Here is a 20838-nt window from a genome sequence, read left to right on the forward strand (position 1 = left end):
CCTATAGGAGCCAGCTTGCCGGCGATAACAATCTAAAGCACACCCACCTATTGAGATTGAATGATGCTCAACCGCTCACCCACCACCATCTCGGTGATCCAATCCACCAGGATTGAGGTGTAAGCCTGCTGTGACACCGGATCGCTGAGGGAATGGTCGGCACCGTCGATGATGCGATGGGTCAGCGAGTGCGTCTGCTGGCACGCCGCGCGGTAACTCATGATCGTGGCGTGGGGCACATGATCATCGGTTTCCGATTCGACGATCAGCACATCCCCGGTAAACGCCGAACACGCGTGCAAGGCGCGGTTGGTTTCGGCGTGGACCAGCGTGCTGCGATAATCCATCAAGTCCGCTTTATCCAGATCGCGCTTGGGCTTGAGCCATTCCTGGTCGCGGTACAGCGCCGGCACGCGCAGCGCCAGCCAGCGCACCGGGCGCAGTGAAGTGAGGATGGCCGCCAGGTAACCGCCGTAGCTGGTACCCACCACGGCGACCGCCGAAGTGTCGATGGCTGGGTGGGACAGTAGCCGGTCGTAGGCCGCCAGGAGGTCGCGCAGGTTGTCCTCACGGGTGACGCGGGACAACGGAATGCCGGTACCGGCGTGGCCGCGCAGGTCGAAGGTCAGGCACACGCACCCAAGGCCGGCGATGCCTTTGGCGCGTTCAAGGTCGCGCTCCTGGCTACCGCCCCAGCCGTGCACAAACAACACGCCCGGCACTTTGGATTTGGGGCTCAGGAAAGTGCCGCTCATCTGTTCGTCGTCGATATCGATCGCAATGCTTTCGCTTCTAGCCGTCATAAGATTTAACCGTCACGTACTTGAGAAGAAACTCGCTGTGTTCCGCCGGGCCGCGATACACCTCGATGGCATCGGCCGGCAATGGTTGGTCCACGTAGGTTTCCACCGAGGACACATGGATCGCGCGCAAGCCGGGGTTATTGATAAAACTCTGCAGCGCCGCGACTTCCGCACTGCTCGCCCCGCCCATGCGCCAGGATTGTTCAAGCACGCCACTGCGCCGCTGGCCGTCGCTGTCCAGGCCCTGGGCGATGTCGTAGTTGCGCCGCGAGGCGTAAAAGCCGGGGTAAGCCTCATCGGCGGCATGGTCGAAAACCTGGGCTTGCTGGATGGCTTCGCGCACATCGTCGGCCAGGTCGAGCGTTAACAAGTCGTCGTAGTCACCCGGCACCACCAGCAGGTTGGAGCCGCCGTAGACGTCTTCACCCTGCCCATCTTTCGTCAGGTATTGCTCACCGCAGTAACTGAACACGTATTCGCCGATAAAGCTCTGGCCGACGCTGTGGGTGACCACGTCGCGCAGGTCTTGCTCCAGCACCACGCCTTGGTTGAACACGTTCGCGGCGTCAGGTCGCGCCAGCACGGCGTCGAGTTCGTCGAGGCTGTGGATAACTTCCTGCCCACGGCCCGCGCAGGCGTGCACGGGTTTCAAGCGGACGGGCCCGCTGTAGAGCAAGCGCGTGGCGGCGGGCCGTGCGTCCTCCAGGGCGAAGACGCTCAGGCCATCCAGCACGACGTCTCGCACACGCTCGCAGAACAATGCCGACCAACCTTCCGGCGCTTTGGCCTCAGGTCCGAGCAAACCGTGGCTGATGGCTTTGGTGCAGATAAAGTCGTGGTCCACGTACCCGCCCCACAGGTCCTCCAGGCCGTTGATATTGAGCGCCCGCGCCTGGTCCGGGCCGACCAGGGTTTGCGTGGGCAGCAGGTACAGCGCGCGCCCTGCATGCAGGTCGGGGTCGTAGCTGCCACCGAATGTGAGCCCAAGAATCTGCGCCAGCCAACGCGCCAGGGCGCGATTGGTTTCGATCTCATGCAGCGGCGCGCCCTCACGCAACGAGTGAGCGACGACCAGCTTCTTGCGTTGAGTCGGGGTCATGCGTCCCCCTTGGCCTTACCGCCATGTGTGTGCAAGCAAGGTTGCAGGGATCAGGCCAAGGCGCTTTCGGGACGCAGGGTTGTTAAATCAAGCAGTTGCCGAAAAACCGATGGCAGTTGGCCTGCCCCATTCTGCACGACATGCCGTTGGCGTCGCGGCGTTCTGCACGATTCAGACGCCAAAACGGCTGCGGTAATCGCTGGGCGTCAGGCCGGTGATTTTCTTGAAGGTGGCACGGAAGGCGCTGGGGTCCTGGTAACCCACGGTCCAGGCAATATGGTCGATGGTGCCGTTGGTGAACTCGAGCATCTGCCGCGCCTTGCCCACGCGCAGGTGCTGGCAGTATTCAGTGGGTTTCAAGCCGGTGGCGCTGCGAAAACGCCGCAGGAACGTACGCTCCTCCAGGCCGGCCTCCTGGGCCATCGCCGCCACGGAAACATCCACCGCGCCGCTGGCCTGCAGCCAGTGCTGAACCTTGAGGATGGCCGCGTCACCGTGGCCGAGAATGGGCGCGAAGTTGCTGCCGCACTGGCTGGCGCTGTCACTGTGTTCGATCACCAGGAAACGCGCCGTGTCTGCCGCGATGCTTGGCCCCATCAGCCGGTCCACCAAGCGCAAGCCGAGTTCAGACCAGGCCATCAAGCCGGCGGTGGTGATCAGGTCACCGTCATCGACGATCGGTTTATCCGCCTCCAGGCGTACGGCCGGGTAGCGAGCGGCGAAGGATTTGGCGGACGACCAGTGGGTGGTAGCGCTGCGGCCATCCAGCAACCCGCTGCGCGCCAACATGATCGAGCCAATACACACGCCGCCCAGCACCGTACCGGCTGCGTGTTGCTGGCGAAGCCATTCCAGCAGCGCAGGGGGCGCCTGGTCTTCGGTGAACTCACCAATCGACGGCGGCACCAGCACGGCCATCATCGGCTGATCGGGGCCGGGATGACTGCTGAATACGCGCTCCGGTTTGCCGCGGGTATCCACCTGCCAATGGCTGACCCGCAGCAGCGGCAACTGCGCGGATCGATGCTCGGCGGCGATGCGGTTGGCCACGCCGAACAGGTCGGTCAAGCCATGCACGGCCGCCAACTGCGCACCTTGGTAGATCAACACGCCCAACTCGACAACGACCATTGTCAGTTTTCCCCCTGTTATTGTCGGTGCAGCCAATCCCAGGTGCAGGCGCCAGCTAAGATACTGGCCCCATCAACCCATCACGAGGCAATACACATGGCCAAGCAAGCGCTCATCCTAATCGATATCCAGAACGACTACTTCCCCCAGGGCAAGTGGCCACTTGACGGTGTGGACGCCGCGGCAGACAAGGCCGCGCAGGTGCTGCAGGCGTTTCGCCAGGCGGGCGATGCGGTGATTCACGTGCGCCATGAGTTCACCTCAGAGGATGCGCCGTTCTTCACACCGGGCTCCGAGGGCGCGCACCTGCATAGCAAAGTGCTGAACGAGGGCAACGAGCCGGTGGTGCTCAAGCACTTCGTGAATGCGTTCCGCGAGACCAACCTGCGCGCCCTGCTGGAACAACGCAGCATCACGGACCTGGTGGTGGTCGGCAGCATGAGCCACATGTGCATCGACGCGGTGGTGCGGGCGTCGGCGGACCTGGGCTACAAGGTCACGCTGATCCATGACGCGTGCGCCACCCGGGATCTGGAATTCAAGGGCAAGGTGATCCCGGCGGCGCAGGTGCATGACGCTTATATGGCATCACTGGCGTTCGGCTACGCAACCGTAGTGTCGACCGATGAATTCCTCGCCCCCGTGTAGGCGCCGGCTTGCCAGCGATAGCATCATCACGGCTTACGCAGTGGCAATGATGAACAGGCGCGGAAAGGGCAACAGCACGGTGCCATCGGCCAGCGCGGGATAAGCCTGGCTGATCCGCGCCTGGTATTCCCGTAGGAAGGCAGCTTTTTCGCCGTCATTCAAAGGCGCGAGGAATGGCCTCAGCGCCGAAGCCTTGAACCACTCCACCACCGCCGCGTGATCTGCCAGCGGATGCAAATACATGGTGCGCCACACATCGACAGTGCTGCAGTGCTGACTCAGCAGCTCGTAGTAGTAACTCGCGGTGTGGCGCTCATTGTGTTTGACCGCGCCGATCCTGGCGGACCATGGGCCGTCCGCCGCGACTTCGCGGGCAAGCCGGTGGGCGGGCTCGTCGAGGTTGTCCGGCGTTTGCACCGCCAGCGTACCGCCCGGTGTCAGTTGGCGGACCAGGTGCGGGTACAGCGCTGCGTGGTCGGGCAGCCACTGCAGCGACGCATTGGCCAGGATCACATCGAAGGCTTGCGTCGGGTTCCACGCAGCGATATCCGCCAGTTCAAAATTCAGCGCCGGCAGCCGCTTGCGGGCGTCGACCAGCATGTCATCGGAGCTGTCCATGCCAGTCACGTGCGCCTGCGGGAAGCGTTCGGCCAGGACTTCGGTGGAGTTACCGGGGCCGCAGCCCAGGTCGACGGCAGTACGCACCTCAGTATTCGGGATAGCCGCGACCAGGTCACGGACGGGACGGGTGCGTTGCTGTTCGAACATCGTGTACTGCTTGGCTGACCAGGTCATCACGGCTTTCCTTCTTTTTGAGGTTGGCTACAGCCTAATTCTTGTGAGCCATGAGAACAAATGCCAGGATTGGAGCCCTCCCATACCTGAAAAGTATTCATATGCTGGAACTTCGCCAACTCAAGGCCTTCGTGGCCATTGCCGAGGAAGGCTATATCACCCGTGCCGCCGAACGCCTGGGCATGCAGCAACCACCGTTGACACGCATGCTGCAAAGCCTGGAGGCCGAGTTGGGTGTGGTATTGATGGAGCGTCTGCCCCGTGGCGTGCGCCCCACTACCGCCGGGCTCGCCTTACTGGACGAAGCGCGGGACATTCTTGCCCAAGCCGAAGGGATTGCAGAGGTGGTTCGCCGCGCGGCACGCGGTGAGCGCGGGCGCCTGGCGATCGGTTTCACCAGTTCGGCGGCGCTGCATCCCTTCGTACCGAGTGTGCTGCGGCGGTTTCGCGAAACCTTTGTCGGCGTCACCGTGGTGCTGGAGGAAGCCGGTACCGGCGAACTGCTGGACGCGTTGCTGCACGAGAAACTCGACGCGGCGTTTATCCGCTCGCCACTCAGCGGAACGCAATCGCTGCAGGACGAACCGATCCTGGTGGAGCCCATGTTGCTGGCGCTGCCGACGGATCACCCGTTGGCAATCGATTCAGCATCACCCCTGCCCTTGGCGGCATTGGCGACCGAGTCCTTCGTGCTGTATCGCCGTCGCGTGGGCCTGGGGTTGTATGACGCGATTCTGGTGGCCTGCCGCGAGGCGGGGTTCAGCCCGCAGGTGGTACAGGAAGCCCCACGCATGACCGCGACATTGAGCCTGGTGGCAGCGGGACTTGGGGTGTCCATCGTGCCGGCGTCGATGCAGCGGTTGCGCGGCGACGGGATTGTTTATCGGGAACTGACGGAGTGCCGGAGCCTGGTGGCGCCGTTGCATTTGGCGACGCGGATTGGGGATGGCTCGGCGGTGTTGCAGCGTTTCCGGGCAATGGTTGTCACGGCAGCCTCGACCGACGCTTGATCACCGGCAATAAAAAACCCCCGTGGCATGAGCCATCGGGGGTTTTGTTCGTTCAGGGTCGTGGACCTTAGAACGGGATATCGTCATCAAAGCTGTCGAAATCCGGAGCTGGCTGCGGCGCGGCCTGTTGTGGCGCTGGGCGCGACTCACGCTGTGGCTGCTGGCTTGGCTGCGGACGGGACTGCTGTGGACGCGGTGCCGAGTTGGACATGCCGCCCTGACCCTGTTGGTCGCCCTGTGGACGGCCGCCCAGCAGTTGCATGGTGCCTTGCATGTCGACCACGATTTCAGTGGTGTAGCGCTTGATGCCGTCTTTTTCCCACTCGCGGGTCTGCAGTTTGCCTTCGATGTAGACCTGCGAACCTTTGCGCAGGTACTCACCGGCGATCTCTGCGACCTTGCCGAACATCGACACACGGTGCCATTCGGTTTTCTCGACCTTCTGGCCGGTCTGCTTGTCGGTCCACTGTTCGCTGGTCGCCAGACTCAGGTTGGTCACGGCGTTACCGTTAGGCAAGTAGCGAACTTCGGGATCCTGGCCGCATGTACCGACCAATATGACTTTGTTAACCCCACGGGCCATAACGTTCTCCTAGGCTGGGCGCGCTGTCGGCACTGGGTTGACCAGTTGCTCGAGCGTCGCGCGATCCAATAATTCGGTGTCCAATTTGATGTAAATGGCCGCCTCTTCCGCGACCACGACTGCATCTGTTACTCCAACAACGGCCTTAAGGCGCTCGACCAGGCCAGCTTCACGAATGGCTTCGGGCGACAACGGCAGGCGCAGGCTTGTGACGTATGGAGGTTCGCGCATGGTAACAGCAAAGGCTAGCCAAAGTGCAGCCAGCCCGGCGCATCCCAGGAAGACAACCGACAAACCGCCATGCTGGAACATCCAGCCACCCATGATGCCGCCCAGTGCAGAACCCAGGAACTGGCTGGTGGAATACACCCCCATCGCCGTTCCTTTGCCGCCGGCCGGTGAAACTTTGCTGATCAGCGAAGGCAACGAAGCCTCCAGCAGGTTGAACGCGGTGAAGAACACCACCGTGCCGATTACCAGCGCCCGCAGGCTGTCGCCGAACTGCCAGAAGAATAGCTCAGTGAGCATCAGCGTCGCGACGGCGCCGAGCAGGATTCGTTTCATTTTGCGTTTTTTCTCGCCATAGATGATGAACGGGATCATGGCGAAGAACGAAATCAGCAGCGCGGTGAGGTACACCCACCAGTGCTGCTCCTTGGGCAGGCCGGCTTTTTCCACCAGGGCCAGGGGCAAGGCGACGAAGCTGCACATCAGCATTGCGTGCAACACGAAGATACCTAAATCCAGGCGCAGCAGGTCCGGGTGCTTGAGCGTCGGCAGCAATGCCTGGCGGGCGACGCCGGACTCGCGGTGCTGCAACGTGCCGGTAGAACGCGGCACCATAAAGGCCACGATCACGATACCGAACAGCGCCATGCCGCCGGTGGCCAGGAACAGCCCGTGCAGGCCGAACGCGCGGGTCAGCAAGGGGCCGACCACCATGGCCACGGCAAACGACAGGCCGATAGTCATGCCGATCATGGCCATGGCCTTGGTACGGTGTTGTTCGCGGGTCAGGTCGGACAACAACGCCATGACCGCGGCGGAAATCGCACCGGCTCCCTGCAGGATGCGTCCGGCGATCACGCCCCAGATCGAATCGGACTGCGCCGCGAGCACACTGCCGAGGGCGAACACGACCAGCCCCAGGTAGATCACCGGGCGACGGCCGATACGGTCGGAAATGATCCCGAACGGAATCTGGAAAATAGCCTGGGTCAGGCCATAGGCGCCAATCGCCAGGCCGATCAATGCGGGGGTCGCACCTGCGAGATCCATTCCATAGGTCGCCAGCACCGGCAACACCATAAACATGCCCAGCATACGGAAGGCGAACACCAGGGCCAGACCGCTTGCTGCTCGGGTCTCGCCGCTACTCATGCGTTCGCTGTGGGGATCGTGCATGGAAAAACCTCGTGTGAACCGGCGGCGATTCTACCAGTCCCATCGATTGAGAGGGTATATGCGGCGCTTTGCCGCGCAGCTTTCATCTAAGGCTGCACACGGCCTTTTGACAGTGTATATTCATCCAGTCTTTAGCCGTATACTCCGGCATTATTTACGCCCGCCGTGCGAGGCCATCTTGGACAAGATCCTGATTCGTGGGGCTAGAACCCACAACCTGAAGAACATCGACCTGACCCTGCCCCGGGACAAACTGATCGTCATCACCGGCTTGTCCGGGTCCGGCAAATCGTCGCTGGCGTTCGACACGCTGTATGCCGAGGGCCAGCGTCGCTATGTGGAATCGCTGTCGGCCTATGCCCGCCAGTTCCTGTCGATGATGGAAAAGCCCGATGTCGACACCATTGAAGGCCTGTCGCCGGCGATTTCCATCGAGCAGAAGTCGACCTCCCATAACCCACGCTCCACCGTGGGCACCATTACCGAAATCTACGACTACCTGCGCCTGCTGTACGCACGGGTAGGTATTCCGCGTTGCCCGGACCACGACATTCCCCTGGAAGCCCAGACCGTCAGCCAGATGGTCGACCTGGTGCTGGCCCAACCGGAAGGCGCCAAGCTGATGCTGCTGGCACCGGTGATCCGTGAGCGCAAGGGTGAACACCTTTCCGTCTTCGAAGAGCTGCGCGCCCAAGGGTTTGTGCGTGCGCGGATCAACGGTAAGCTGTATGAGCTGGACGAAGCGCCGAAGCTCGACAAGCAGAAGAAGCACTCCATTGATGTGGTCGTCGACCGTTTCAAAGTGCGCGCCGACCTGCAGCAGCGCCTGGCGGAATCCTTCGAAACCGCGTTGAAGCTGGCCGACGGCATTGCCCTGGTGGCGCCGATGGATGACGAGCCAGGTGAAGAGATCATCTTCTCCGCGCGCTTTGCCTGCCCGATCTGCGGCCATGCCATCAGCGAGCTGGAACCCAAGCTGTTTTCCTTCAACAACCCTGCCGGCGCCTGCCCGACCTGTGATGGCCTGGGGGTGAAGCAGTTCTTCGATATCAAGCGCCTGGTCAACGGTGACCTGACGCTGGCGGAGGGCGCGATTCGTGGCTGGGACAGGCGCAACGTCTATTACTTCCAGATGCTGGGGTCATTGGCGTCGCACTATAAATTCAGCCTGGAAGTGCCGTTCAACCAACTGCCGGCGGACCAGCAGAAAGTCATCCTCAATGGCAGCGGGTCGCAGAACGTCGACTTCAAGTACCTGAATGACCGTGGCGATATCGTCAAGCGCTCTCACCCGTTCGAAGGCATCGTGCCCAACCTCGAACGTCGCTACCGCGAGACCGAGTCGGCCAGCGTGCGCGAAGAGTTGGCGAAATTCCTCAGCACACAACCTTGCCCGGATTGCCGCGGCACTCGCCTGCGTCGTGAGGCGCGGCATGTGTGGGTGGGCGAGAAGACATTGCCGGCGGTGACCAACCTGCCGATCGGGGATGCCTGTGAGTACTTTGGCGTACTCAAGCTGACCGGCCGCCGTGGGGAAATCGCAGACAAGATACTCAAGGAGATTCGCGAGCGGCTGCAGTTCCTGGTCAACGTTGGCCTGGATTACCTGTCGCTGGATCGCAGTGCCGATACCTTGTCCGGCGGTGAAGCACAGCGCATCCGCCTGGCCAGCCAGATTGGCGCCGGCCTGGTGGGCGTGCTGTACATCCTCGATGAACCATCGATTGGCCTGCACCAGCGCGACAACGATCGCCTGCTGGGTACGTTGAAACACCTGCGGGATATCGGCAACACGGTGATTGTGGTCGAGCATGATGAAGACGCGATTCGCCTGGCAGACTACGTGGTCGACATCGGCCCGGGCGCGGGTGTGCATGGCGGGCATATTGTCGCCGAGGGCACGCCTGCCGAAGTCATGGCCCATCCGGATTCGCTGACCGGCAAATACCTGTCCGGCCGCGTGAAGATCGAAGTACCGGCCAAACGTACACCACGCAACAAGAAGCTGGCGCTGCACCTCAAGGGCGCGCGTGGCAACAACTTGCGCAATGTCGACCTGGAAATCCCACTTGGCCTGCTGACCTGCGTGACCGGTGTTTCCGGCTCGGGCAAATCGACACTGATCAACAATACGCTGTTTCCCCTGAGTGCCACCGCCCTGAACGGCGCGACCACCCTGGAAGCCGCTGCCCACGACAGCATCAAGGGCCTGGAACACCTGGACAAGGTGGTCGATATCGACCAGAGCCCGATTGGCCGTACACCGCGTTCCAACCCGGCGACCTACACCGGGTTGTTCACGCCGATTCGTGAGCTGTTTGCTGGCGTTCCGGAATCCCGCTCACGGGGTTACGGGCCGGGCCGGTTCTCGTTCAACGTCAAGGGCGGTCGCTGCGAAGCGTGCCAGGGCGATGGCCTGATCAAGGTGGAGATGCACTTCCTCCCTGACATCTACGTGCCGTGCGATGTGTGCAAGAGCAAGCGCTACAACCGCGAGACCCTGGAGATCAAATACAAGGGCAAGAGCATCCACGAAACCCTGGAGATGACCATCGAGGAAGCGCGGGTGTTCTTCGACGCGGTCCCGGCGTTGGCGCGCAAGCTGCAGACGCTGATGGACGTGGGCTTGTCGTACATCAAGCTGGGACAATCGGCGACCACGCTCTCGGGGGGTGAGGCGCAGCGGGTAAAACTGTCTCGCGAGCTGTCCAAACGCGATACCGGCAAGACCCTGTATATCCTCGATGAGCCGACCACCGGCCTGCACTTCGCGGATATCCAGCAACTGCTGGACGTGCTGCACCGCTTGCGCGACCACGGCAACACCGTGGTGGTGATCGAGCATAACCTTGACGTGATCAAGACCGCGGATTGGCTGGTCGACCTGGGGCCGGAAGGTGGTTCCAAGGGTGGCCAGATCATCGCCGTCGGCACGCCAGAGCAGGTCTCCGAGATGCCTCAGTCGCACACCGGTTACTACCTGAAACCGTTGCTGGAACGCGACCGGGCCTGACTTTATCGAGCCCAATGAAAAGCCCCTGTCACGTTGCGGTGACAGGGGCTTTTTTGCAGCCGGGAATCAGAACTGCGATTGCAGGTAATTCTCCAGGCCGATCAGCTTGATCAGGCCCAACTGCTTTTCAAGCCAGTAGGTGTGATCTTCTTCGGTGTCATTCAACTGCACCCGCAGAATTTCGCGGGTAACATAGTCGTTGTGCTGCTCGCAGAGCTCGATGCCTTTGCAAAGCGCGGCACGGACCTTGTACTCGAGGCGCAGGTCGGCAGCGAGCATGTCAGGCACCGTGGTACCCACATCCAGATCGTCGGGACGCATACGCGGCGTGCCTTCGAGCATGAGGATACGGCGCATCAATGCGTCGGCGTGCTGTGCCTCTTCTTCCATCTCGTGATTGATACGCTCGTAGAGCTCGGTAAAGCCCCAGTCTTCGTACATACGCGAGTGGATGAAATATTGGTCACGAGCAGCCAGTTCGCCCGTCAGCAACGTGTTGAGGTAATCGATTACGTCGGGGTGACCTTGCATCGCCCTACATCTCCCTGCTTGAAAGTCTGTAGTTTGAACCATGATGACTCGAAGGTCACGGGACCAACGGCAGAAAAGTGAAGATTTCCGGAGAAAAGTAGCTGAAATAACGCAAAAACCGCCCAAATGAGGGCGGTTCTGCTTATCGTTTAGAGTTAGTTAAGCGATACACCCAGTGCCTTTGCGATTGCTTCTCCATAAGCAGGATCTGCCTTGTAGAAGTGCTGCAGTTGACGCTGGACCACATCGCTGGAAACGCCACCCATCGCACCGGCGATGTTGCTGGTGAGCAACGCTTTCTGCTCATCGTTCATCAGGCGGAACAGCGCACCGGCGTGGCTGTAGTAATCAGTGTCTTCACGGTGATCGTAACGATCAGCGGCACCGCTCAAAGCCAAGGCAGGCTCAGCGTACTGAGGTGCTTGTTTCGGTGCATCAGCGTAGCTGTTCGGCTCGTAGTTGGGCGCCGCGCCACCGTTGCTGCCGAATGCCATCGAGCCGTCACGCTGGTAGCTGTTGACTGGGCTGCGCGGGGCATTCACCGGCAGTTGCTGGTGGTTGGTACCGACGCGGTAGCGGTGGGCATCGGCGTACGCGAACACACGACCTTGCAGCATGCGGTCTGGCGACAGGCCGACACCGGGAACCATGTTGCTCGGGCCGAATGCAGCCTGTTCCACTTCAGCGAAGTAGTTCTGCGGGTTGCGGTTCAATTCCAGCTCGCCGACTTCGATCAACGGGAACTCCTTCTGCGACCAGGTTTTGGTCACATCGAAAGGGTTCTCGTAATGAGCGTTGGCCTGGGCCTCGGTCATGATCTGGATGCAGACACGCCATTTCGGGAAATCACCGCGCTCGATCGCACCAAACAGATCGCGCTGGGCGTAATCAGGGTCGGTACCGGCCAGGCGTGCAGCTTCGGCCGGCGCCAGGTTCTTGATGCCCTGCTTGGTCTTGTAGTGCCACTTGACCCAGTGACGCTCGCCCTTGGCGTTGATCAGGCTGTAGGTGTGGCTGCCGAAGCCGTGCATATGACGGTAGCCATCAGGGATGCCACGGTCCGAAAACAGAATGGTGACCTGGTGCAGCGCCTCTGGGGAGTGCGACCAGAAGTCCCACATCATTTGTGCGCTTTTCAGGTTGCTTTGTGGCAAGCGCTTCTGGGTGTGGATAAAGTCGGGGAACTTCAATGGATCACGAATGAAGAAGACAGGGGTGTTGTTACCCACGATGTCCCAGTTGCCTTCTTCGGTGTAGAACTTCAGGGCAAAACCACGTGGGTCACGCTCGGTGTCAGCCGAACCGCGTTCGCCGCCTACAGTCGAAAACCGCAGGAAGGTCGGGGTTTGCTTGCCGATGGACTCAAACAGCTTGGCGCTGGTGTACTGCGTAATGTCTTGGGTAACGGTGAAGGTGCCATAGGCGCCCGAGCCCTTGGCGTGTACGCGGCGCTCAGGAATGTTTTCACGGTTGAAGTGAGCGAGCTTCTCGATCAGATGAAAATCGTCGAGCAGCAACGGACCGCGCGGACCGGCGGAACGGGAATTCTGGTTATCCGCAACGGGCGCACCGCTGGCGGTAGTAAGGATTTTATTCTGGCTCATGCTCAATTTCCCTCAGGTCGGACTTGGAACTGCCGGCTAATCGGCTTGGAGGAAGTATTGATCATCAATATGACGTCTACAAATTCATTAAATTGTAGGTGGCGATAGAGAATAACTACCAAGATCCCCAAACCTCATAGTGCCAGGTACAACCCATGAAGGCTGGTTTGCATCGCGCTTTTATTACGCGCACAAAAAACCGGGCACTAGGCCCGGTTCTTCGATACAGCTTGTCGTCTTACTCGGCGCTTACAGCTTCGCCAGCAGTAGCACGATCAACCAACTCGACGTACGCCATAGGCGCGTTGTCGCCAGCGCGGAAACCGCACTTGAGGATGCGCAGGTAGCCACCCTCACGGGTAGCGTAACGCTTGCCCAGGTCGTTGAAAAGCTTACCAACGATAGCTTTCGAACGAGTACGGTCGAAAGCCAGACGGCGGTTAGCCAGGCTGTCTGTCTTGGCCAAAGTGATCAGCGGCTCAGCAACGCGACGCAGTTCTTTAGCTTTCGGCAGTGTAGTTTTGATCAGCTCGTGCTCGAACAGCGACACCGCCATGTTTTGGAACATGGCCTTGCGGTGCGAGCTGGTACGGCTCAGGTGACGACCACTTTTACGATGACGCATGGTTCATTCCTTACCAAACTCACGTTCGGTGATTACGACGATCAGGCAGTCGCCTTGTCGTCCTTCTTAAGACTTGCAGGCGGCCAGTTGTCGAGGCGCATGCCGAGGGACAGACCGCGGGAGGCCAGAACGTCCTTGATTTCAGTCAAGGATTTCTTGCCCAGGTTCGGAGTCTTCAACAGTTCTACTTCGGTACGCTGAATCAGGTCGCCGATGTAGTAAATGTTTTCCGCCTTAAGGCAGTTAGCCGAACGTACAGTCAGTTCCAGATCGTCAACCGGGCGAAGCAGGATCGGATCGATCTCGTCTTCCTGCTCGATTACCACTGGTTCGCTATCACCTTTGAGGTCGACGAACGCAGCCAACTGCTGTTGCAGGATGGTTGCAGCGCGGCGGATAGCCTCTTCAGGATCCAGGGTACCGTTGGTTTCCAGATCAATAACCAGCTTGTCCAGGTTAGTACGCTGCTCGACACGGGCGTTTTCCACCACGTATGCGATGCGGCGAACCGGGCTGAACGAAGAGTCAAGCTGCAAGCGACCAATGCTGCGGCTTTCGTCTTCATCGCTCTGACGCGAGTCGGCCGGTTCATAACCACGACCACGAGCTACGGTGAGCTTCATGTTCAGGGCGCCGTTAGACGCCAGGTTAGCGATTACGTGATCGGGGTTAACGATCTCGACATCATGATCCAGCTGAATATCGGCAGCGGTAACCACCCCCGAACCCTTCTTCGACAAGGTCAGCGTAACTTCGTCACGGCCGTGCAGCTTGATAGCCAGACCTTTAAGGTTCAACAGGATTTCAATTACGTCTTCCTGTACACCTTCGATGGCGCTGTACTCGTGGAGCACACCGTCAATCTCGGCCTCGACTACTGCACAGCCGGGCATTGAGGACAACAGGATGCGGCGCAGCGCGTTGCCCAGGGTGTGGCCAAAACCACGCTCGAGAGGCTCGAGAGTAATTTTGGCGCGGGTTGGACTGACAACCTGCACATCAATGTGGCGGGGTGTCAGGAACTCATTTACCGAAATCTGCATGGATGCACCTATTTTCTAGCCCTTACTTGGAGTAGAGCTCGACAATCAGGCTTTCGTTGATGTCGGCGGACAGATCACTGCGAGCAGGAACGTTCTTGAAAACGCCCGACTTCTTCTCAGTGTCTACTTCTACCCATTCTACGCGGCCACGTTGGGCACACAGATCGAGAGCTTGGACAATGCGAAGTTGGTTTTTTGCTTTCTCGCGAACTGCGACCACGTCACCAGCACGAACCTGGTAGGACGGAACGTTTACGGTCTGACCGTTAACGCTGATCGACTTGTGCGATACCAGCTGACGGGATTCGGCACGAGTCGAACCAAAGCCCATACGGTATACAACGTTGTCCAGACGGCATTCGAGCAGTTGCAGCAGGTTTTCACCGGTTGCACCTTTCTTGCCAGCAGCTTCTTTATAGTAGCCGCTGAACTGACGCTCGAGAACGCCGTAGATACGACGGACCTTCTGCTTTTCACGCAGTTGGGTGCCGTAATCGGACTGGCGACCGCGGCGTTGGCCGTGGATACCAGGTGCTGCTTCAATGTTGCACTTCGATTCGATCGCGCGCACGCCGCTCTTCAGGAAGAGATCGGTGCCTTCGCGACGAGCGAGTTTGCATTTTGGACCAATGTAACGAGCCATTCTTTACAATCTCCTGGATTACACGCGGCGCTTCTTCGGCGGACGGCACCCGTTGTGCGGGATTGGCGTCACGTCGGTGATGCTGGCGATCTTATAGCCACAGCCGTTCAAAGCACGGACAGCAGACTCACGACCTGGACCTGGACCTTTGACGTTAACGTCGAGGTTTTTCAGGCCGTATTCCAGCGCAGCTTGACCAGCACGTTCAGCAGCTACTTGAGCAGCAAACGGGGTGGACTTGCGGGAACCGCGGAAACCCGAACCACCGGAGGTAGCCCAAGAAAGCGCGTTACCTTGACGGTCGGTGATGGTCACGATGGTGTTGTTAAAAGAAGCATGGATGTGGGCGATGCCATCAACCACTGTCTTTTTAACTTTTTTACGAGGACGAGCAGCAGGTTTTGCCATGATAATTTTCCTGTCGATTCGCTGGGGCGATTACTTGCGGATCGGCTTACGCGGACCTTTACGGGTACGCGCGTTAGTCTTGGTACGCTGACCGCGTACTGGAAGACCACGACGATGACGCAGACCGCGATAGCAACCGAGGTCCATCAAACGCTTGATTTTCATGTTGATTTCGCGACGCAGGTCACCTTCAGTGGTGAACTTCGCCACTTCGCCACGCAGCTGTTCAATCTGCTCGTCGCTCAGATCCTTGATCTTAGCGGCTGGGTTTACCCCAGCAACCGCGCAAATTTTCTGCGCAGTAGTGCGACCAACACCATAGATGTAGGTCAGCGAGATAACAGTGTGCTTGTTATCTGGAATGTTAACGCCTGCAATACGGGCCATTCAGTGGGACTCCAATTGACAGCTACCTACGCCCCGGAAGCCAAGAAATAGGGCGCGAGATAATATCGCTGTAATAACAAATAATCAACCCGGCAGCGCACTAGCTGCCGGGCTTCAAGCGGATCACACTCAGCCTTGGCGCTGTTTGTGACGCGGTTCCGCGCTGCAAATTACTCGAACAACACCTTCGCGGCGAATAATCTTGCAGTTACGGCACAGCTTTTTCACCGATGCACGAACTTTCATCACCAACTCCTCGAACCTTATGGGGTACTCAGCGCAACATGCCGCTGCCGTAGCCCTTCAGGTTGGCTTTCTTCATCAGGGATTCGTACTGGTGCGAAACGAGGTGCGATTGTACTTGGGACATGAAGTCCATCACAACCACGACCACGATCAGCAACGAGGTCCCGCCAAGGTAGAACGGAACGTTTGCTGCAACCACCAGGAACTGGGGCAGCAAGCACACGGCCGTCATATATAGAGCACCGAACAGGGTCAAACGAGTCAGAACACCATCAATGTAGCGCGCAGACTGCTCACCCGGACGGATGCCCGGAATAAAGGCACCGGACTTCTTCAGGTTTTCCGCTACGTCTTTCGGATTGAACATCAACGCCGTATAGAAGAAGCAGAAGAAAATAATCCCTGCACTAAACAGCAGAATATTCAACGGCTGACCAGGAGCGATCGACTGAGAGAGGTCCTGCAGCCAGCCCATATTTTCAGACTGACCAAACCAGGTACCCAACGAAGCCGGAAACAGCAAAATGCTGCTCGCGAAAATTGCCGGAATAACACCGGCCATATTCACTTTCAGCGGCAAGTGGCTGGTCTGCGCAGCAAAGACCTTGCGGCCCTGCTGACGCTTGGCGTAGTGAACAGCAATACGACGCTGGCCACGCTCAATGAACACCACAAAACCGATTATCGCTACTGCCAGCAAACCGATGGCAACCAGGGCGAAAATGTTGATATCACCCTGACGCGCAGACTCGAAAGACTGCCCGATCGCTCTCGGAAGACCGGCGACGATACCTGCGAAAATCAACATCGAGATACCGTTGCCAACACCACGCTCAGTAATCTGCTCACCCAGCCACATCATGAACATCGCACCAGCCACAAATGTGGATACCGCGACGAAATGGAAGCCAAAGTCACCAGTGAACGCAACGCCCTGCCCTGCCAGGCCAACGGACATGCCGATAGCTTGGACCAGGGCGAGGACGACAGTGCCGTAGCGGGTGTACTGGCTAATCTTGCGACGGCCAGCTTCACCTTCCTTCTTCAACTGCTCCAGCTGCGGGCTGACGGCGGTCATCAGTTGCATGATGATCGATGCCGAAATGTACGGCATGATCCCCAATGCAAAGATGCTCATCCGTTCCAGCGCGCCGCCGGAAAACATGTTGAACAAGCTAAGAATGGTCCCCTCATTCTGTCGAAACAGGTCTGCGAGTCGGTCCGGGTTGATACCTGGAACCGGGATGTGTGCGCCTATTCGGTAGACGATAATCGCCAGGAACAGAAAACGCAGACGAGCCCAAAGTTCAGACATACCGCCTTTGCCGAGCGCTGAGAGAGCACCTTGCTTAGCCATTTATTCCTCGAACTTGCCGCCAGCTGCTTCGATAGCCGAACGCGCACCTTTGGTGGCGCCGATTCCCTTGCCGATAGTGACAGCGCGAGTCACTTCACCGGACAGCATGATTTTCACACGCTGTACGTTGACGTTGATCACGTTGGCATCTTTCAGGGTCTGCACAGTAACGATGTCGCCTTCCACTTTAGCCAGCTCGGACAGACGCACTTCTGCGCGGTCCATGGCTTTCAGGGATACGAAACCGAACTTAGGCAGGCGACGATGCAGCGGCTGTTGACCGCCTTCAAAGCCTGGAGCGATGGTGCCACCGGAGCGGGAGGTTTGACCTTTGTGGCCACGGCCACCAGTCTTACCCAAACCGCTACCGATACCACGGCCCGGACGATGCTTTTCGCGACGGGAACCCGGCGCTGGACTCAGATCATTGAGCTTCATCGATTAACCCTCTACACGCAGCATGTAGTAAGCCTTGTTGATCATCCCGCGATTCTCGGGAGTATCCTGGACTTCTACAGTGTGACCTATGCGACGCAGACCCAGACCTTTAACACACAGTTTGTGGTTAGGGATGCGGCCGGTCATGCTTTTGATCAGCGTTACTTTAACGGTAGCCATGATCAGAAGATCTCCTTGACAGTCAGGCCACGCTTGGCAGCGATGGACTCAGGAGATTGCATAGCTTTCAAACCTTTGAAAGTGGCGTGAACCACGTTTACCGGGTTAGTCGAGCCGTAGCACTTGGCCAGAACGTTCTGAACGCCAGCAACTTCGAGGACAGCACGCATAGCGCCGCCAGCGATGATACCGGTACCTTCAGAAGCAGGCTGCATGTACACCTTCGAAGCGCCATGGGCGGACTTCATTGCGTACTGCAGGGTGGTGCCGTTCAGATCAACTTGGATCATGTTGCGACGAGCAGCTTCCATTGCCTTCTGGATCGCAGCAGGCACTTCACGTGACTTGCCACGGCCGAAGCCAACACGCCCTTTACCATCACCCACCACGGTCAACGCGGTGAAAGTGAAGATACGGCCGCCTTTAACGGTTTTGGCTACGCGGTTAACTTGAACCAGCTTCTCAATGTAGCCTTCGTCGCGCTTTTGGTCGTTATTTGACATAACTTAGAACTCCAGCCCAGCTTCACGAGCAGCATCAGCCAGCGCTTTAACGCGACCGTGGTACTTGAAGCCAGAGCGGTCGAAAGCCACTTGCGAGACGCCAGCGGCCTTAGCACGCGTAGCGACCAGCTGGCCAACCTTTGTGGCCGCGTCGATGTTGCCAGTGGCACCATCACGCAGTTCTTTATCCAAAGTCGAGGCGCTTGCCAGGACTTTGTTGCCGTCGGCCGAGATGACCTGGGCGTAGATGTGCTGCGACGAGCGGAACACGCAGAGACGCACGACTTCGAGTTCGTGCATTTTCAGGCGTGCTTTGCGAGCGCGACGCAGTCGAGTAACTTTTTTGTCGGTCATTTGCTATGCCCTACTTCTTCTTGGCTTCTTTACGACGGACGACTTCGTCCGCGTAGCGCACACCTTTGCCTTTGTACGGCTCTGGTGGACGGAAGTCGCGGATCTCAGCGGCCACTTGACCTACCAGCTGCTTGTCGATGCCCTTGATCAGGATATCGGTCTGGCTAGGGGTCTCAGCAGTGATGCCCGCTGGCAGTTCGTAATCCACAGGGTGCGAGAAGCCAAGGGCCAGGTTCAAAACCGTGCCTTTTGCTTGCGCTTTGTAACCAACACCGACCAGCTGGAGCTTACGCTCGAAGCCTTGGCTTACGCCTTGGACCATGTTGTTTACCAACGCACGCGTGGTACCGGCCATTGCGCGAGTTTGTTGATCGCCATTGCGAGCAGCAAAACGCAGCTCACCAGCTTCTTCAACGATCTCAACGGACGAATGGATGTTCAGTTCAAGAGTACCCTTGGCACCCTTCACCGAAAGCTGTTGGCCTGCGAATTTGACTTCGACACCGGCTGGCAGCTTAACGGGGTTCTTAGCGACGCGAGACATGCTTATCCCCCCTTAGAACACAGTGCAAAGAACTTCGCCGCCGACACCGGCAGCGCGCGCAGCACGATCCGTCATCACACCTTTGTTGGTGGAGACGATAGACACGCCCAGACCGCCACGAACTTTCGGCAGATCTTCAGCGGACTTGTACTGACGCAGGCCTGGACGGCTAACGCGCTTCACTTCCTCGATGACCGAACGGCCTTCGAAGTACTTCAGCTCGATGGACAGCAGTGGTTTTGTTTCGCTGCTGATCTGATAACCCGCAATGTAGCCTTCGTCTTTCAGGACTTTGGCAACAGCTACCTTCAACTTGGAAGATGGCATGCTTACGACGGACTTTTCAGCCATCTGGGCATTACGGATACGAGTTAGCATGTCCGCTAACGGGTCCTGCATACTCATGGGCTAGACGCTCCTAATACAAAAAAATTAGCCTTGCGGCTACATATGTCGCCGAGAATCTCCGGGCATAGAAAACACGGGCTCAGGCGAGCCGGGTATTCTAGACACACTCCGGAAATGAAACAAGCCCCAAAAGGGGCTTGTTCCAGATTCAAGGTCACCGGTGGTCGTTATCTTGCGATGCCGACCACCTGGACGCTGAAAGTACTTACCAGCTGGCTTTAACCAGACCTGGTACGTCACCACGCATTGCCGCTTCACGCAGTTTGTTACGGCCGAGGCCGAACTTGCGGTAAACGCCGTGTGGACGACCGGTCAGGCGGCAGCGGTTACGCATGCGCGAAGCGCTTGCGTCACGTGGCTGCTTCTGCAGGGCAACTGTAGCTTCCCAACGCGCTTCTGGACTTGCGTTCAGATCAACGATGATTGCTTTCAGTGCTGCACGCTTCTTGGCGTACTTGGCAACCGTGAGCTGACGTTTCAGCTCGCGGTTTTTCATGCTCATCTTGGCCATGGTCCTACTCCAATCAGTTGCGGAACGGGAATTTGAAAGCACGCAACAGGGCGCGACCTTCATCATCGTTCTTGGCAGTGGTGGTCAGGGTGATGTCCAGACCGCGGAGAGCATCGATCTTGTCGTAGTCGATTTCCGGGAAGATGATCTGCTCTTTCACGCCCATGCTGTAGTTACCACGACCATCGAAGGACTTGGCATTCAGGCCGCGGAAGTCGCGAACCCGAGGCAGGGAGATCGACAGCAGACGATCCAGGAATTCGTACATACGCTCACGGCGCAGAGTCACTTTGACGCCGATCGGCCAACCTTCACGGACTTTAAAGCCAGCGATGGATTTCCGAGCGTAAGTCACAACGACTTTCTGACCGGTGATCTTTTCCAGGTCAGCAACAGCGTGCTCGATGACTTTTTTGTCGCCGATCGCTTCGCCCAGACCCATGTTCAGGGTGATTTTGGTGACGCGCGGAACTTCCATCACGTTCCCGAGCTTAAGTTCTTCCTTAAGCTTGGGGGCGATTTCCTTCCGGTAAATCTCTTGTAGTCGTGCCATGGTCTTATCTACCTAGC

The 20838-nt window shown here is 58.6% G+C and carries 26 protein-coding genes; 3 read left to right on the top strand and 23 right to left on the bottom strand.

Annotated features, from left to right (window positions below):
- Nucleotides 1-47: 47 nt before the first annotated feature.
- From BM70_RS0117445 to BM70_RS0117455, 3 genes are all read right to left on the bottom strand, one after another.
- Complete coding sequence (locus tag BM70_RS0117445; protein ID WP_025857195.1) at nucleotides 48-803, bottom strand: S9 family peptidase; 756 nt, start codon at nucleotides 801-803, stop codon at nucleotides 48-50.
- Nucleotides 793-1902 (bottom strand): DUF3182 family protein, encoded by a 1110-nt coding sequence (locus tag BM70_RS0117450; protein WP_025857196.1) that lies wholly within the window; start codon nucleotides 1900-1902, stop codon nucleotides 793-795. The genes BM70_RS0117445 and BM70_RS0117450 overlap by 11 nt, the downstream gene beginning before the upstream one ends.
- A 171-nt stretch (nucleotides 1903-2073) precedes the next feature.
- Nucleotides 2074-3033 carry a GlxA family transcriptional regulator gene (locus tag BM70_RS0117455; protein WP_025857197.1) on the bottom strand — a complete coding sequence of 320 codons (960 nt, stop codon included), beginning with the start codon at nucleotides 3031-3033 and terminating at the stop codon, nucleotides 2074-2076.
- Between the two features lie 96 nt (nucleotides 3034-3129).
- Here BM70_RS0117455 and BM70_RS0117460 point away from each other — a divergent pair, with 96 nt between their 5' ends.
- Nucleotides 3130-3681, top strand: a complete 552-nt coding sequence (locus BM70_RS0117460) for a cysteine hydrolase family protein (protein WP_025857198.1) — start codon at nucleotides 3130-3132, stop codon at nucleotides 3679-3681.
- Between the two features lie 33 nt (nucleotides 3682-3714).
- Here the strand turns inward: BM70_RS0117460 and tam are convergent, their stop codons facing one another.
- Nucleotides 3715-4476 carry a trans-aconitate 2-methyltransferase gene (tam, locus tag BM70_RS0117465; RefSeq protein WP_025857199.1) on the bottom strand — a complete coding sequence of 254 codons (762 nt, stop codon included), beginning with the start codon at nucleotides 4474-4476 and terminating at the stop codon, nucleotides 3715-3717.
- Nucleotides 4477-4577: 101 nt separating this feature from the next.
- On the opposite strand from tam, the gene BM70_RS0117470 reads away from it, so the two are divergent.
- Entirely contained in the window at nucleotides 4578-5486 is a 909-nt protein-coding gene (locus BM70_RS0117470; RefSeq protein ID WP_025857200.1) for a LysR family transcriptional regulator, read from the top strand.
- Between the two features lie 67 nt (nucleotides 5487-5553).
- On the opposite strand, the gene BM70_RS0117475 is transcribed toward BM70_RS0117470, so the two are convergent.
- Both BM70_RS0117475 and BM70_RS0117480 read right to left on the bottom strand, forming a co-directional pair.
- Nucleotides 5554-6069, bottom strand: a complete 516-nt coding sequence (locus BM70_RS0117475) for a single-stranded DNA-binding protein (RefSeq protein WP_003232445.1) — start codon at nucleotides 6067-6069, stop codon at nucleotides 5554-5556.
- Between the two features lie 9 nt (nucleotides 6070-6078).
- Nucleotides 6079-7473: an MFS transporter gene (locus tag BM70_RS0117480; RefSeq protein ID WP_025857201.1), complete on the bottom strand. Its 1395-nt coding sequence runs from the start codon at nucleotides 7471-7473 to the stop codon at nucleotides 6079-6081.
- 178 nt (nucleotides 7474-7651) lie between these two features.
- Here BM70_RS0117480 and uvrA point away from each other — a divergent pair, with 178 nt between their 5' ends.
- Nucleotides 7652-10486 (top strand): excinuclease ABC subunit UvrA, encoded by a 2835-nt coding sequence (gene uvrA, locus BM70_RS0117485; protein WP_025857202.1) that lies wholly within the window; start codon nucleotides 7652-7654, stop codon nucleotides 10484-10486.
- A 66-nt stretch (nucleotides 10487-10552) separates the two neighbouring features.
- On the opposite strand, the gene bfr is transcribed toward uvrA, so the two are convergent.
- From bfr to rplE, 17 genes are all read right to left on the bottom strand, one after another.
- The gene (gene bfr / locus BM70_RS0117490) at nucleotides 10553-11017 is read right to left on the bottom strand and encodes a bacterioferritin (protein ID WP_003176400.1); all 465 of its coding nucleotides are present in this window, start codon (nucleotides 11015-11017) and stop codon (nucleotides 10553-10555) included.
- Between the two features lie 155 nt (nucleotides 11018-11172).
- Nucleotides 11173-12621, bottom strand: a complete 1449-nt coding sequence (locus BM70_RS0117495; protein ID WP_025857203.1) for a catalase — start codon at nucleotides 12619-12621, stop codon at nucleotides 11173-11175.
- A gap of 238 nt (nucleotides 12622-12859) precedes the next feature.
- A complete protein-coding gene (rplQ, locus tag BM70_RS0117500; RefSeq protein ID WP_003176402.1) occupies nucleotides 12860-13246 on the bottom strand; it encodes a 50S ribosomal protein L17 in 387 nt (128 codons plus the stop codon).
- Between the two features lie 41 nt (nucleotides 13247-13287).
- The gene (gene rpoA / locus BM70_RS0117505) at nucleotides 13288-14289 is read right to left on the bottom strand and encodes a DNA-directed RNA polymerase subunit alpha (protein WP_003176403.1); all 1002 of its coding nucleotides are present in this window, start codon (nucleotides 14287-14289) and stop codon (nucleotides 13288-13290) included.
- Between the two features lie 22 nt (nucleotides 14290-14311).
- On the bottom strand, nucleotides 14312-14932 hold the full coding sequence (rpsD, locus tag BM70_RS0117510; RefSeq protein WP_003176404.1) for a 30S ribosomal protein S4: 621 nt from the start codon (nucleotides 14930-14932) through the stop codon (nucleotides 14312-14314).
- An 18-nt stretch (nucleotides 14933-14950) separates the two neighbouring features.
- Complete coding sequence (gene rpsK / locus BM70_RS0117515; RefSeq protein WP_002555466.1) at nucleotides 14951-15340, bottom strand: 30S ribosomal protein S11; 390 nt, start codon at nucleotides 15338-15340, stop codon at nucleotides 14951-14953.
- A gap of 30 nt (nucleotides 15341-15370) precedes the next feature.
- Nucleotides 15371-15727, bottom strand: coding sequence for a 30S ribosomal protein S13 (rpsM, locus tag BM70_RS0117520; protein ID WP_003194635.1), 357 nt, complete (start codon nucleotides 15725-15727; stop codon nucleotides 15371-15373).
- 129 nt (nucleotides 15728-15856) lie between these two features.
- The gene (gene rpmJ / locus BM70_RS32510) at nucleotides 15857-15973 is read right to left on the bottom strand and encodes a 50S ribosomal protein L36 (RefSeq protein WP_002555468.1); all 117 of its coding nucleotides are present in this window, start codon (nucleotides 15971-15973) and stop codon (nucleotides 15857-15859) included.
- A 28-nt stretch (nucleotides 15974-16001) separates the two neighbouring features.
- Nucleotides 16002-17330 (bottom strand): preprotein translocase subunit SecY, encoded by a 1329-nt coding sequence (gene secY / locus BM70_RS0117525; protein ID WP_003194637.1) that lies wholly within the window; start codon nucleotides 17328-17330, stop codon nucleotides 16002-16004.
- Nucleotides 17331-17768 (bottom strand): 50S ribosomal protein L15, encoded by a 438-nt coding sequence (gene rplO / locus BM70_RS0117530; protein WP_003176407.1) that lies wholly within the window; start codon nucleotides 17766-17768, stop codon nucleotides 17331-17333.
- A gap of 3 nt (nucleotides 17769-17771) precedes the next feature.
- Complete coding sequence (gene rpmD, locus BM70_RS0117535) at nucleotides 17772-17948, bottom strand: 50S ribosomal protein L30 (RefSeq protein WP_003176408.1); 177 nt, start codon at nucleotides 17946-17948, stop codon at nucleotides 17772-17774.
- 2 nt (nucleotides 17949-17950) lie between these two features.
- Entirely contained in the window at nucleotides 17951-18451 is a 501-nt protein-coding gene (gene rpsE, locus BM70_RS0117540) for a 30S ribosomal protein S5 (protein ID WP_003176409.1), read from the bottom strand.
- Nucleotides 18452-18454: 3 nt separating this feature from the next.
- Nucleotides 18455-18805 (bottom strand): 50S ribosomal protein L18, encoded by a 351-nt coding sequence (rplR, locus tag BM70_RS0117545; RefSeq protein WP_003186037.1) that lies wholly within the window; start codon nucleotides 18803-18805, stop codon nucleotides 18455-18457.
- Nucleotides 18806-18815: 10 nt separating this feature from the next.
- Nucleotides 18816-19349 (bottom strand): 50S ribosomal protein L6, encoded by a 534-nt coding sequence (rplF, locus tag BM70_RS0117550; RefSeq protein ID WP_003194640.1) that lies wholly within the window; start codon nucleotides 19347-19349, stop codon nucleotides 18816-18818.
- Between the two features lie 12 nt (nucleotides 19350-19361).
- On the bottom strand, nucleotides 19362-19754 hold the full coding sequence (gene rpsH / locus BM70_RS0117555; RefSeq protein ID WP_010566853.1) for a 30S ribosomal protein S8: 393 nt from the start codon (nucleotides 19752-19754) through the stop codon (nucleotides 19362-19364).
- A gap of 208 nt (nucleotides 19755-19962) precedes the next feature.
- Complete coding sequence (gene rpsN / locus BM70_RS0117560; RefSeq protein ID WP_003176414.1) at nucleotides 19963-20268, bottom strand: 30S ribosomal protein S14; 306 nt, start codon at nucleotides 20266-20268, stop codon at nucleotides 19963-19965.
- Between the two features lie 13 nt (nucleotides 20269-20281).
- Nucleotides 20282-20821, bottom strand: a complete 540-nt coding sequence (gene rplE / locus BM70_RS0117565) for a 50S ribosomal protein L5 (RefSeq protein WP_003194642.1) — start codon at nucleotides 20819-20821, stop codon at nucleotides 20282-20284.
- Between the last annotated feature and the right edge of the window lie 17 nt (nucleotides 20822-20838).

The sequence above is a fragment of the Pseudomonas sp. CHM02 genome (assembly GCF_000612585.1).
Lineage (GTDB): Bacteria > Pseudomonadota > Gammaproteobacteria > Pseudomonadales > Pseudomonadaceae > Aquipseudomonas.